Annotated in this window: 11 protein-coding genes; all 11 read right to left on the bottom strand. The window is 37.9% G+C overall.

What is annotated here, in order from left to right; translation table 11 throughout:
* Nucleotide 1: 1 nt before the first annotated feature.
* Entirely contained in the window at nt 2–436 is a 435-nt protein-coding gene (locus tag P4S60_RS01020) for a low molecular weight protein-tyrosine-phosphatase (RefSeq protein WP_337114721.1), read from the bottom strand.
* A 12-nt stretch (nt 437–448) separates the two neighbouring features.
* Nucleotides 449–1,567 carry a polysaccharide export protein gene (locus P4S60_RS01015; protein ID WP_188729497.1) on the bottom strand — a complete coding sequence of 373 codons (1,119 nt, stop codon included), beginning with the start codon at nt 1,565–1,567 and terminating at the stop codon, nt 449–451.
* A 961-nt stretch (nt 1,568–2,528) separates the two neighbouring features.
* Complete coding sequence (gene rfaH / locus P4S60_RS01010; protein WP_337114720.1) at nt 2,529–3,014, bottom strand: transcription/translation regulatory transformer protein RfaH; 486 nt, start codon at nt 3,012–3,014, stop codon at nt 2,529–2,531.
* 125 nt (nt 3,015–3,139) lie between these two features.
* Nucleotides 3,140–4,306, bottom strand: a complete 1,167-nt coding sequence (locus P4S60_RS01005; RefSeq protein ID WP_337114719.1) for a nucleotide sugar dehydrogenase — start codon at nt 4,304–4,306, stop codon at nt 3,140–3,142.
* A gap of 27 nt (nt 4,307–4,333) precedes the next feature.
* On the bottom strand, nt 4,334–6,262 hold the full coding sequence (locus tag P4S60_RS01000; protein WP_337114718.1) for a polysaccharide biosynthesis protein: 1,929 nt from the start codon (nt 6,260–6,262) through the stop codon (nt 4,334–4,336).
* Between the two features lie 149 nt (nt 6,263–6,411).
* A complete protein-coding gene (locus tag P4S60_RS00995; protein ID WP_337114717.1) occupies nt 6,412–6,960 on the bottom strand; it encodes a sugar transferase in 549 nt (182 codons plus the stop codon).
* Between the two features lie 14 nt (nt 6,961–6,974).
* Nucleotides 6,975–7,898 carry a UDP-glucose 4-epimerase family protein gene (locus P4S60_RS00990; RefSeq protein WP_337114716.1) on the bottom strand — a complete coding sequence of 308 codons (924 nt, stop codon included), beginning with the start codon at nt 7,896–7,898 and terminating at the stop codon, nt 6,975–6,977.
* Entirely contained in the window at nt 7,891–9,066 is a 1,176-nt protein-coding gene (locus P4S60_RS00985) for a glycosyltransferase family 4 protein (protein ID WP_337114715.1), read from the bottom strand. Before P4S60_RS00985 ends, P4S60_RS00990 begins: the two co-directional genes overlap by 8 nt.
* Nucleotides 9,066–10,301: an alginate lyase family protein gene (locus tag P4S60_RS00980; RefSeq protein WP_337114714.1), complete on the bottom strand. Its 1,236-nt coding sequence runs from the start codon at nt 10,299–10,301 to the stop codon at nt 9,066–9,068. The genes P4S60_RS00985 and P4S60_RS00980 overlap by 1 nt, the downstream gene beginning before the upstream one ends.
* Before the next feature lie 397 nt (nt 10,302–10,698).
* Nucleotides 10,699–12,837, bottom strand: coding sequence for a bi-domain-containing oxidoreductase (locus P4S60_RS00975; RefSeq protein WP_337114713.1), 2,139 nt, complete (start codon nt 12,835–12,837; stop codon nt 10,699–10,701).
* Nucleotides 12,834–13,805: a hypothetical protein gene (locus tag P4S60_RS00970; protein WP_337114712.1), complete on the bottom strand. Its 972-nt coding sequence runs from the start codon at nt 13,803–13,805 to the stop codon at nt 12,834–12,836. Before P4S60_RS00970 ends, P4S60_RS00975 begins: the two co-directional genes overlap by 4 nt.
* Nucleotides 13,806–13,810: the final 5 nt, after the last annotated feature.

The raw sequence follows: 13,810 nt of genomic DNA, 5'->3' as shown, positions 1-13,810 counted from the left end.
CTTATAAATACTTTTGCCAAGCGCTACATGCGCTATCGATTAATGCGTAAACATGCTCAAAAGCCTCTTGGCTTTGACGGTATGGGTCGGGTATTTCTTTATCGCCAATCCATTTACCTAGCAAAAATGTTTTACCACGCGCTTGCGGGTAGCGAGCACATAAGTCGTTTATATGACGTTGTTCCATCACTAAAATAACGCTGTGCTGTGCAACAAGGGCTGAGGTTATTTGCCTGCCCTGATGCTCGCTCATATCAATACCATGTTGCGTTGCAATTTGCTGCGCTTGTGCATCTGCGTGCTTACCTTCAAGGGCCGTTAAGCCCGCAGAAGACACACTTACATTTTTACCTAGTAGTTTACTTTTCAATACATATTCAGCGGTTGGGCTTCGGCAAATGTTGCCGGCACACACAACCAATACAGAATCAAACATACAACTTAACCCCTAGTTTGACCCTGTTACATCATCAATTGCATTAACTGAACTAACTGATGGTAATAATAAGCTGATTACACGATTCCAACGTGCTAATGGTGCTGACGTTACGTATACAATATCGTGCGGTTGCAACTCAAACTGCTCTGCAAGTACTAAGGCTGCAACATTCTTTGCATGTAGTTGATATACATCAGCAATAATGCCATCAGTTTCTAAGCTGCGTTTACGTAATACAAATACACCATTTGCGTCAGCTGTATTTTCGTTTAAACCACCAGCATCGCTTAACGCTTGTGCTAAATTTAAACCATAACGATTAACGCCCACTGTACCGGCGCGCTTTACATCACCTAGCACAAACACTTTTTGCATATCGTTACGATTAACATGCACAATATCACCATGTTTTAACAGGCGGTTTTGTGAGATATCGCCATGGGCATAAAAATCATCAAGTTTGATAACTTCTGTTTTATCGCCACGGGTAAACGTTACAGTGCGCCAATCAGCAGAATCTGTTAACCCGCCAGCTTGGTTTAGTGCGTCAATTAAAGTTAGAGGCACTTCAGTTACAGGGAGCACACCTGGTTTGTTCACTTCACCAGTTACATAGGCTTTTTGGCTTCTAAAGCCAACAATTTTAATATCTACTTGAGGGTCTTCGATTACGCGACTTAAACGCTTAACAAGTTCTTTATGAACTTGCTGTACTGTTTTACCGGCCGCTTGAATATCTGGAGCGTAGGCAAAGGTAATGGTGCCGTCGGCTTGTACGCGGAAACCGTCAAACTCAGCGGTACGTTGTACTGCAGCAGGAATTGTTAATTCAGGGTGATCCCACACGCCGATTGTGATTACATCGCCAACACCTAATTTGTATTGGTAATCAGAGGTGTCGATGCCATCTAGGCTTGATGGTAACGCTGGTTTCGTTTTACTTTGCTTTTGTTGGTTAATTAGAGAAGAGTCGATGATTTGGATATTTACTTTATCGAGCTCCTTCTCAAGGTTATCTATTTGTTCGCCCGATTCGATTCCTTCAAAATGGCTACCGGGGATGATTGTACAGCCAGTCATTGCTAGTAACGCAAATGACGTTACAATTGTTTTACAGCTTAGCGCCATTGTTATTTCCCAAATAATTATTCTTAAAACGTCCAGTTAAAATAAAACCACAACTGTTTATTTTTACGCTGCCTAATTAAAGCATGGCATTACAAGGTTCGCAAGACTGAGTGTTTAGTAAACGCTCACTTGTGACAGGTTTTTGCAAAATAGTTAATGAATACATCTAGGTTCTAGGTTCTAGGTTCTAGGTTCTAGGTTCTAGGTTCTAGGTTCTAGGTTCTAGGTTCTAGGTTCTAGGTTCTAGGTTCTAGGTTCTAGGTTCTAGGTTCTAGGTTCTAGGTTCTAGGTTCTAGGTTCTAGGTTCTAGGTTCTAGGTTCTAGGTTCTAGGTTCTAGGTTCTAGGTTCTAGGTTCTAGGTTCTAGGTTCTAGGTTCTAGGTTCTTCAAGATTGTAAATCGTTGCTTGTGTGTGTTTGCAAGTGGTATCGCGTTATAAATAAAAGCCTACTTCGTAGGAGGTGTTTTAACGCCGAACAATTTAAACCATTCACGGCTAAAGCCGTTCATACGGGGTTGGGCGTCTAGGCCATCACTGTGCATACAATTTTGTAGGTGTGAAATTTATTTCGCGTGAAGTATTAACAACAGTGCCGTGTTTGAGACGCGCCAAGCAAGCGTGACGCCTACGCCGTAAATATAATGTAGGAGGCGTTTTAACGTCGAAAATTCTTCCTCATTCACGGCTAAAGCCGTTCCTACGGGCTTCTCGCTTCTCGCTTCTCGCTTCTCGCTTCTCGCTTCTCGCTTCTCGTAATATCTTGAAAGCAAAATTCTTTGCTTTCAAGCCCTTCGGGCACGCTTCCGCCCCTAGGTTGCAGTTCCTACGTACTGATTTTATTATTGTTTTTTTACGTGTTAAAGCTTAATGCTTACACCGTAGGAGGCGTTTTAACGCCGAATATTTTATTCCTGTTCACGGCTAAAGCCGTTCCTACGTTTTTGCTGTGCTGAATCACGACTTATAAACTGATTTCTTTATTCTCTACACTTACGGCGATTTGCTTATTCAACAAGTTAACTAATAGAATGCTGCGCATGTCGCCGTCTGGCTCTTGGTAAATTGCTTGAACATTTTTAAATGACTCTGTGTTTAGATAAACAACGTCACCTGCTTTAGGTAACGTTGATGTTACCTCGCATAAAACACTCATAGATTTAAGCTGTGCAATTAACTGCTCAGGAACAATTTGAAATCTATGACCATAAGCAACAAAGCCACTTACACCACGGGTATTTTTTACCGCAGAAAAGTTACAGTTTTGAGAGTCTAGCTTTATGAATAAATAACTAGGAAAAAGAGGAGATGTACGAATTGATCGGCGACCCTTTACGATTCGCTCAATTTTATGTTCGGGAAAGAACACTTCAAAACCCTGGTTTTGAAGGTTAGCTTGAGCTCTTAGCTCTTGTTTTGATTTACAAAAAAGTAAGTACCAACTTTCCATAGCCACACCTAAAATACTCATTTTCCTTAAAACCAATCCAAAAGGATTGGTTTTTATGAGCCAGCGATTATACGCAGAGAATACAGGCGTGTCTATTACAAAATTGTTATTACCCCAAGTGAGAACTAGTCACTACCAAACAGGTCTCTGGTGTATACTTTTTCTGCAACATCATCGAGCTCAGTTACCATTCTGTTGGCAATGATTACATCGGCAGATGACTTTAACTCAGCTAAATCATGGGTCACTTTGGAGTTAAAAAAAGTTGCTTCATCTAATTCAGGTTCATAAACTATCACTTCAACACCCTTAGCTTTGATTCGCTTCATGATGCCTTGAATAGCGGATGCTCTAAAGTTATCCGAACCAGCCTTCATGATTAAACGATGAATACCCACTACCTTTGGCTTTCTTGCGAGGATCGACTCTGCGATAAAATCTTTACGAGTAGAGTTTGCGTCTACAATGGCGCGGATCATGTTGTTTGGTACGTTTTGATAGTTAGCCAATAATTGCTTGGTATCTTTAGGTAAGCAATAGCCACCATAACCAAAAGAAGGGTTGTTGTAATGACCACCTATACGTGGGTCTAAACTAACCCCCTCAATAATTTGCTTCGAATTAAGTCCCCGACTTTCTGCGTAGCTGTCAAGTTCGTTAAAATAAGCCACTCGCATAGCCAGATATGTATTTGAGAAAAGCTTAATTGCCTCAGCTTCTGTTGAACCGGTATATAGAACGTCAATCTCTTTTTTATTGGCACCTTGAACTAACAATTCAGCAAATGTTTTTGCCCTATCTGAATGCTCACCCACAATAATGCGAGATGGATTCAAGTTATCGTACAAAGCTTTGCCCTCTCGTAAAAACTCAGGTGAGAAAATAATGTTATTTGTTTTAAATGTTTTTTTTATGGTTTCAGTAAAACCTACCGGAACTGTAGATTTAATCACTATTACTGCATTGGGGTTTATTACTAAAACATCAGCAATAACAGCTTCTACAGATTTGGTATTAAAATAGTTTGTAGTGGGGTCATAATCAGTGGGTGTTGCAACAATTATAAAATCTGCATTTTCATATGCTAGTTTTTTATCTGTAGTCGCTTTAAAATTAAGCTGCTTGTTTTCTAAAAAGTCTTCTATTTCAGGATCACTAATAGGAGATTTTTTATCATTTAGCAGCCTTATTTTATCTTCTAAAATATCTAAGGCTATTACACGGTTATTTTGCGCTAACAACATTGCGTTTGAAAGGCCAACGTAACCCGTACCCGCGATCGTTATATTCATAACCATCCAAATAGATTGATTTTAATGTTAATTTACGTTTTTAAGTAAAGTCACATTAGCACTATTTTTCAAGTTTTCTTGCCAATTTAAATCGCAAATACCATCTGTCGGATTGAAGGCTGTTGGCGCTTCTAACAACAACTTGCGAATAGAGTGATGATCGTTTAAATCACATGACGATTTAAGCTCAAATAAAATTTGTTCAAGCTCATCCCATGGCATTTTAACTTCATGGGCACTCATGATTCTTTGATGATCAGTACCAACAACGTTATCACCAATTAATAACTCCTCGTAAAGCTTCTCACCTGGTCTTAAGCCTGTGCATTGAATTTCGATATCGCCAGAAGGATGCTGGCTCGATTTCACTTCTAAGCCAGAAAGGTGAACCATTTTAGTCGCTAAATCTATAATTTTAACCGGCTCGCCCATATCTAAAACGAATACATCACCACCTTTACCCATAGCGCCCGCTTGAATGACAAGCTGAGCTGCCTCTGGGATGGTCATAAAATAACGAGTTATATCTTTATGAGTTAAGGTAATGGGTCCACCTTGCCTAATTTGTTGCCTGAATAACGGTACAACAGAGCCTGAAGAACCAAGTACATTACCAAAACGCACCATAGTAAAGCGCGTAGTTTTTTGCGTATCAGATAATGCTTGTAGCACTAATTCAGCCATGCGCTTAGTAGTACCCATGACATTAGTAGGTCGAACCGCTTTATCGGTTGAAATAAGTACAAAGGTTTCAACGTTATTTTCTATCGCAGCACGGGCAATGTTACTGGTACCAAATATATTATTTTTAACACCTTCAATAACATTATGCTCAACTAAAGGCACATGCTTGTAAGCCGCAGCATGATAGATAGTTTGCACTTTAAATGACGAAAGTGTCATTGAGATGAGTTTAAAGTTTTGAATAGAGCCAAGAATTGGCACTATTTCGATATTTAAGGAGTTTTGAAAAACGTAGTCTTTCAGCTCTTTTTCAATTGCATATAAGCCATATTCAGAAAGTTCAAATAAAACTAGCTTCGTTGGTGAGTTTTTAACAATTTGACGACAAAGCTCAGAGCCAATAGACCCACCTGCACCTGAAACCAAAACAACCTTATTTCGAATATTAGCAGACATTAATTCGGTGTTTGGCTCTACTGGGTCACGCCCTAAAAGATCTTCAACACCGACTTCTTTTATTTGTTCTAATGAAGTGTTCCCTGCTACCAAATCGGCCATTCCAGGAATCGTCATCACTTGTAACTTATATTTTTCAATATTATTTAGTATCTCTTTGCGGCGGTTGCGACTCGCACTAGGCAATGCTAGTAAAATTTTAGAAACATGTTTAGAGCGGACTACATCAGCAATATTCTGTGACGAAAAAACATTCAACCCCTGAACAAAAGTGTGTTGTTTTTTTATATCATCATCGATAAATGCAACTGGCGCATACTCAGGGCCATTAGCAAGGGCGGTTGCCAATTGACGACCTGCAGAGCCTGCGCCATAGATAACAACATTTTCTTTTCGACGCATAATCAACTTACCTACGATTGCTCTTACTATTAAGCGACTACCGCCAACCAGCAATAGTGAAATACAAAAATAAATCACGGGTACAGTTCGAGGAACTTGAAAATTAAAGAAAAATGAAAAACCTATAAAATAGATTGTTGATAAGATCACTCCGGCTAAAATTGCCCATAATGCTTGTGAGTTAATATATCTAAGCACTGCACGGTACAACCCTAGCTTCACAAACGACAATAAACTCAGCGGTAAAATAGCTGATAATATCAACCAGTTATTCACATCACGTAGTTCTTCTAAACTATCAAGCCTTAATATAAAGGCAATCCAGAACGATGAAAAAATAAAAACTGTATCGACTAAAAGAGAAATGACTCGCTTTTGGGTACGGGGTAATTTTACAAGAGTATCTAAAAACAAAAGAGAATCCCTATCAGAAAGAGCAATAAAATAGTCCTGTCTCTATTTTACTACAACAGGTAACACTAAAACAATTAAGTAAAATAAACACTTTTGGTAGTTTTTATCTTTATGTTTTTTGTTTCAATTATGTAACCAATTGTAACCTGCTATTTGACTCTATCTCCGCTGCCTTTTCCTGCAACTGTCATCAAAATCAATTTAAAGTAAATTTTAATGGTCAATGAATCAATCATCTTTTTGTCTAATTTAGCCAATTTCAATGGCGTGGACATATCAACGTCATTAACTTGAGCAAGCCCTGTAATACCAGGCCTAACAGCAAACACGTTATATTTATCCCTCTGTTTTGTCAGCTCATGCTGGTTAAATAATCCAGGCCTTGGTCCCACTAAGCTCATTTCACCCTTTAAAACATTCCAAAGTTGAGGTAATTCATCTAATTTAGTACGTCGTAAAAAACCGCCAAATGGTGTAATCGAAGAGGCACTTGCTAAATGACTAGCTACAGAAGCAGTATCAACTTTCATTGTTCTGAATTTAACTAATGTAAACGGCTTCTTGTTTCGCCCTACCCTCTCTTGTTTGAAAAGAGGTGAGCCTGTATCAAATAAACCAACAAAATATAGGGCGATTAAAAAAGGTAACGTAATTATCAAGCCAATTAGTGAAAAAAAGATATCGAGTAAACGGATCATTTAAAATTCCAAAATTATTTAATAGCAAGCTTAAAGCCATGTTCAACAGTATATGGCGGAGCCCAATTCAATGTGCTTTTAGTATGAGTAATATCTAGCTGCAATGACCCGACTAGCCTATCAACCATAGCTTGCTTGCCAGTTATCTGACCTGCAATTCTAAAGCACCAAACAGGTATTGGAAGGGTAAAATTATTCTTATTTTGTGCTTTAGCCATAAACGCAATCATATCCGCAGTTGATAAGTCATTATCATCACTGACAAGAAAAACCTGATTTGCAGCACTTGGGTGGCCTATACAAACTTGGATTAAATCCACTAAGTTATATACAGAAACTAAACTTCGCTTATTTTTATTTATTAACTTAAATGGTAATGGAATACCTTTACCTACTAACTTCATTAAAGAAGCAAAGTTAGCCTTTACCCCCTCACCATATACAAGAGGAGGACGAATGATAACAATCTCCATGCCTGTTTGATGGCCAAGCTCTAACAGTTGCTGCTCAGCCTCTGCTTTAGATATACCATACGGGTCCTCAGGTAAAGGCTCATCCTCATAAGTGAATGCCGCACTGTTCGTTGTACTCTCACCATTGACTTTAATAGTACTAATAAATATAAATCGATTAACACCAGCTTTTGCTGCTTGTTTTGCTAAATTTATAGTCCCTAGCGTGTTAACAGCTCTGAACTCTTCTAAGGGCTCAGCTGCTTTTTCATTCATAACATGCACTCTAGCGGCAATATGAATAACACAGCTTACCCCTTGCAGCGCATCGGCATATTGACTATCAGCATCTATGTTTTGCTTAAAAACTCTACCGATACTAGAGTCTTTTCTACCTACTAAATTTAAATTGTAATGCCCTTCAAGCTTCTTAGTTAAATAACTCCCAACAAAGCCTGAATAACCTGTAATAAGTAAGTTATCCATGTTCGCTCCGATAAGATAGGATAGAACTAGCCATTTCATTCATAATATTTTTTCGAGTATATTTTTTAATAAAGCAATCGCGATCAATTGGCTTTTCATCTAAAGCAAGCAATTCATTTAAAGCAGCTTTTTCATCGCTTGGATAAAACACTTTCGCATTAACAACTTCTTCATTAAGGAATTCCGTCGCGAAGCCACTCACCCCAGCAAGAATCGGTTTACCTGTTGCAGCATATTCAAAAATTTTAGACGGGAGTACCTTTTCAAAGGCTGAATAATCATTTAAGTGCAAAAACAATATATCGGCCTGCAAATATTCTTCAATTAGTTCCGCCCTTGATACTGGAGGATGAAAAGAAATATTTTCTACGCCTTGACTGCTTTGCATTAAAATAGGCTTTCGACCGCCATCACCAACGACTTTGAAGTGATACTGACTGCCAGCCAACCGGGCAAGCTTAGGAATAATTGTATTTAAGCCTTGGCCTTCACCTATGTTACCTGCATACAAAACTGTTTTAATTTTATTCGAATTTACACTATTGGCTGTTTCTTTCGGAAAGTTCAAGAATTCATTATCAATGCCATTTGTAAAAAAAGAATAATTAGGCTTTGGGTAACGTGAAGAGAAATAATCATTAAAGCCTTTAGATACTAAATTAATATGTTTAGCATTACTGAAAGTATACTTCTCAATTACGGTAAGTAATGGCTTAATAATGAATGCTAACTTGGGGTTTAATACATCTTTAATAGTATCTACAAATATATCGCGTATATCTAAGTAAAGCGGCAACCTTTTACTTTTGGCAATTTGAGCTCCTAAAAACGCTGTAAATAAGCGTGAACTAGTCGCAAATACCAAATCGTATTCCTTGCTGTTAGTAAGTTGCTTTGCTCGCTTGAAATAAGTCAAAAATGATTTTATCTGATCAAGCATGCCACTTTTGTGAGAGGGAAGATGCACTCTGCGAATTGTGACATTACTATTTTTTTCATGCTCTAGCGCCCCAGCTTCAAAACTAGCATAACGATTGGGCATGGTAGTAATTACATCAATTTCTATATCATTATGCTTTTTAAGCTGTTCTATCAAAGCTGTTGTTCTAAATGAGCCTGCACATAAGTCAGGAGCGTAATAAAACGACAGAACTAATACTTTCAACATTATTGCCTTATAAATTCTATTTTTGTAACCAGCTCATCACCAGTAAAAGGAATGATAACTTTTTTGTTATCAACAGTTTTTCCAAATTCAGGGTGCCAAGTGCTAGTTTTCAACTCTAAATTTTCTGAACTTATTAAACGCAACTTGATGCCTGTTTTAATATGAAGGTCTAACATTTTATCATTTACAATATGGGCATCTACATTTGGATGAATATGTAAATTGAATTCTGCACATGACTTATTAGATAACGTATCAGTAATTATACAAGTTTTGTTAGAAGCTTGAATAGTGCGCGTGTGGATCACCTTTGGATGCAGTCTCTCATACCCATTATGCCGTGCAGATAACACAACACCTGACGTATCACAGCTAGCCTTTATTAAAGTTGAATAAGCTCGACGAGCTACACGAAACCCTGACCAAACTTCAGATGAGCTAGAATCACAAACAACAAGGGTGTTGTGGGCCGCTGTCTCCCTTTGCCTCAAGCGCTCATTACTAACACCGTATAGAGATGTTCCAGAGTTTACAAAGACTCTTTGTAGCCCTACTGAGAGTTCAAAACTTAAATTATCTGCATGCGCATGACCTGGAAGGTAATCAGGTCCGACATTAGCATGGTCGAAAATTAGCGTGTAATCATCGTATTGGACACGGCTATAACCACTTTGCTGGTTAGTTACAAGCACTTCTTCATTGCTCGAATGTTGAATACCTAGCTTTTTAGCGTAGCTAAAAATATCTTTGGGCACAGCAGCTATGCCGATTGCTGCATCATTAAAAAAGCTAATTTCTCCATCTGGGTGAATCATTGAAGCTAACCATTTTAAGGCTTTTTCAGCTAGGCTAATCCAGCTTTCTAAGCGTAACAGTAGGTAACTATTTTGACTCACCTTTGCCAAGTCAATAAGCTCGAGTAGATCCCATAATAAAATTTCATGGTACATCGGTGATAACTCAAAATGAGCACCATCTGATAAAAACTGCTCCTTAAGTTCCCTATCTAAAAGCTTTAAACCTAATAATAATAATTCATCTCCTTCTTTACCTTTAAGATAAGCCCCAACAAATGTTAATGCCTTAGCATTCGCAAACAAATGATTGCCTAGAATATGATATTCAAGTTGTTGGGTAAGGGCTGCAGCCTGTTGCGCAATACTACTTAGGTATTTTTTATCAACAATATCTTTTTTACTGAACCACTTAATCCAGTTAACTAGCCTCAATGACAAAGGGTAAGGTTCCCATCCATTACCAACACAAGGAGGATTTTCATCAATCCATTTATTTATAAATGCGTAATGTATTTTTTCCCGCTCTTGAGAAGTAATAGAGCTGAGGTCATCAAAATAATGCAGGTTATATAACCACAGTTTTTCATAGCTAGGGTGATTCCAATCAGCTTTCTCATTGATAGCACCACTTTTATTAAGAAAAAAACCTCATTCTTAGAGAAAATAGACTGTTTAAAAAGGCTAGGACCTTTCCAGGTCCACTGATTACAATCTGCGATTACAAGCTCTGCTACTTTAGGTCTCTTAAATTTATAAAGAGCCCTAAAGTAAAACTGCTCCAACTTAAGATACTTAAGCGTATGAAATATCTTAATATACTGTTCTAATATTGCTTTCATTGTGTACGAAGTTGCTTAGCTATATCTATTGAAATAGAAGCTACTTCAAAAATTTCACTAGCATCAATAGGCGCAGCAGTGCCATTTTTAATAGACTCTAAAAATAATTTACAACAATTTTTTTGACCTTTATCTTGTTTCCACAAGTTAAGCTTTTTAAAGCCTTTCCAACCAAAACCCTTTAACTTTACAAAGTTGTCTAACTGCAATACTTTACCATCAGCGAAGGCTTCTATTCGTTCTTTAGGAAAACTTGCAGCTCCATTTGCGTAATAATTTATAGTTCCTAATGAACCATCTGCAAACCCTAGTATAATCGCAGCTTTGTCTTCTGTAATTTCTACTGAGTCATTATCACCCATCCTGCGGGCTTGTACTGATACAATTTCACTACCTGCAAGGAAACGCATTAAATCAACAAAGTGACATGCTTCACCAATGATACGTCCACCACCTACATTATTATCTTGTGTCCAATGATCTGCAGGTATACTTCCAGCATTCATTGTCATAATAAAAGATTTAGGGCTTTTAATAGGCTCTAAAAGTTGCTTCATTTTTTGAACTTGTGGCGAAAAACGGCGATTAAAACCTACCATTAACTTAGGTGCATTTTCAGCTTTTATAGCTTCCACATACGCAGCCTGGACTTGACTTAGCTCTTCATGTGTTATTGCTAATGGTTTCTCAACAAAAACATTTTTACCTGCTTTAAGTGCTTCTTGAACAAAGTAAGCATGGCTATTATGGCGAGTCACGATAGCAACTGTATTTATGCTTGGATTACTAAGCATGTTCATAGTGTCAGTTGTTGCTTCAGAAAAACCAACCTTTTGGCCATGGATTACTCCATTTATACCACCAGATGTAGCGATACTATGAAATTGCGCTCCAGATTCTTTGAAAGCAGGAATCAATACTCGAGATGCATAATTACCAGCCCCGACAAAACCAATTACAGGCTCGCTTGGTTCATAACTTTTTGAAGAGTTCAGAATTACTGTTTTTGCATGACGAGATTGTTGCTCTGATTCAAATTGTAATAATATACCAAACGCACTTTTGTCTGTGGTTAACAATTCATATGCTTCATTCGCGTCCTCAAACTTAAAGCGATGAGTTATCAATGGATTAACATTTATTTGTCCACTAGCCATCATATCTAAAATAGCTTCAAAGTTACGCTGCTCTGTCCAGCGAACAAATGCTAGTGGATAATCATTTCCCTGCTCTTCGTAATTAGAATCGTAACGACCTGGCCCATAGGAGCAAGACACTTGAAAAGTTAATTCTTTTTCATAAAAATCAGCACGACTTAGTTCTAATCCAGTCACACCAACCAATACTATACGCCCACGTTTTCGGCTCATTCTAGCAGCGTGTGTAACAGGATCATTTGACTTAGTAGAGGCCGTTATTATGACACCATCAACACCCACACCTCGGCTAAAAGCCATACCTGCAGCAATGGGATCTTCACCTTTACCAGGATTGCATATTTCAGCCCCAAATTGTTTAGCAAGATCTAGTTTATCTTGGTCATAATCTATTGCTAAAACTCGGCAGCCATGAGCTTTTAACATTTGCACAGTTAATAAACCAATTAAGCCTACACCTGTTACAACAAAACACTCCCCAATTGTTGGATTTGCTAAACGAATTCCTTGCAGTCCAATACTTGCAACGACCGTAAATGAAGCTTCATCATCACTAACTTCTGCAGGTATTTTCGCAACCAAATTCTTAGAAACTCGCACCACATCAGCATGAGGGCCGTTTGATACTACACGATCACCCTCTTGAAAATTATCGGCCCCCACTCCAACACTTTCAACTACACCTACATTACAATAACCTAGGGGTAAGGGTTGAGCCAACTTGGACTTTACAGCATCAACGGTTGTCATTAAGCCGTCTGTCTTGACTTTCTCAAGCACCATCTTAACTTTATCTGGCTGAGAACGTGCTTTATCAATTAAGTTGGCTTTCCCAAAGTCAACTAACATTCTTTCCGTACCAGCAGAAATAAGAGTTCTAGTCGTATTAATTACAACATGATTTTTTGTTACCTGAGGCGCTGGCGCTTCAACAATGGCCGAGCCTCCTTTTGCCATGTCTTGAAGAATTTGTTTCAATCTAGTTCCTTAAGCTTTTCTAAATTTATTATCAACTTTTTACATGTACCTTCGATATCATTAACAGCTACAGTTTCAACTTTGTCCGGCCTTACAGTTACATCGGTTGCTATAACATTACCGCCAAAATGTAAAACCTCTCGAACACTTAAAGAATCACCATCTGTTTTAGTTAATCTTAAGAGTGTTGACGTCCTTGGTAGCAACGGTAGTTGTGACAATCCACCTTCGATAAATTCGAAGTTTGAATATTCTTTTAACTCATTGATAAGCTCTTTTATTTCCATAGAAAATATAGAATCATCAAATTTTCCTATCATCAAAACAAACGTAATTTGTGGGAATAACACTAAACATGATTCGAAGACCTTAAGTGTATCTTTAATACCATAAAGATCATTTTCAGCTTCAGTTGAAACTGGCATCCAAGCTGATGCTAAAACAATATTTCTTATATCGCCCTTTATTAAGTACTCTAAATGTTTTGGAAAACATTTCTTTGCCTCAGCAGTCTCATATTCAGAAGGGGCAAGGAAGGGGGACTGAACCTTTATCTTTGATTGTTTCACTTTAGGTAAAAAATCATAATTATTTATAAGGTTTGGATTTACAACCGCAATTGATTGAGCAGAGTGACAAAATTGTTTAAAGCAGAAACTATAGATCTTTCCGTTTTTTAATCTTCGGCTACTGTTATGATCTAAAAATAAGGATGAACGAGCCACACCCGATATCGTCAAAAAAAACAGAGCAATTGGGTTTGATATATTAACTTCAACTACAAACTCCTTATTTGTGATTCGAAACCACAAAACATGTAATATAAGAAGTATTAAAGACATTTTTTTTGTCGAATTATAAACCGTAACATTCCGACCTGCATTTTTAAGGCTTTCAGCACGGCGCATACAATAAATCGAAACCCCACCTAAAGGCGGAGGCATCGCACCAAGTACAAAATATTTCATATAAA

It is taken from the genome of Pseudoalteromonas sp. Hal040 (assembly GCF_037162425.1).
In the GTDB taxonomy this organism is placed as follows: Bacteria; Pseudomonadota; Gammaproteobacteria; order Enterobacterales; family Alteromonadaceae; genus Pseudoalteromonas; species Pseudoalteromonas gelatinilytica.
This window is presented reverse-complemented; position numbering and strand designations above follow the sequence as displayed.

Excerpts from the sequence above, each read along its gene's own strand:
- P4S60_RS01020 (WP_337114721.1), bottom strand. The coding sequence starts at position 436 with ATGTTTGATTCTGTATTGGTTGTGTGTGCCGGCAACATTTGCCGAAGC.
- P4S60_RS01015 (WP_188729497.1), bottom strand. The coding sequence starts at position 1,567 with ATGGCGCTAAGCTGTAAAACAATTGTAACGTCATTTGCGTTACTAGCA.
- rfaH (WP_337114720.1), bottom strand. The coding sequence starts at position 3,014 with ATGGAAAGTTGGTACTTACTTTTTTGTAAATCAAAACAAGAGCTAAGA.
- P4S60_RS01005 (WP_337114719.1), bottom strand. The coding sequence starts at position 4,306 with ATGAATATAACGATCGCGGGTACGGGTTACGTTGGCCTTTCAAACGCA.
- P4S60_RS00995 (WP_337114717.1), bottom strand. The coding sequence starts at position 6,960 with ATGATCCGTTTACTCGATATCTTTTTTTCACTAATTGGCTTGATAATT.
- P4S60_RS00990 (WP_337114716.1), bottom strand. The coding sequence starts at position 7,898 with ATGGATAACTTACTTATTACAGGTTATTCAGGCTTTGTTGGGAGTTAT.
- P4S60_RS00985 (WP_337114715.1), bottom strand. The coding sequence starts at position 9,066 with ATGTTGAAAGTATTAGTTCTGTCGTTTTATTACGCTCCTGACTTATGT.
- P4S60_RS00970 (WP_337114712.1), bottom strand. The coding sequence starts at position 13,805 with ATGAAATATTTTGTACTTGGTGCGATGCCTCCGCCTTTAGGTGGGGTT.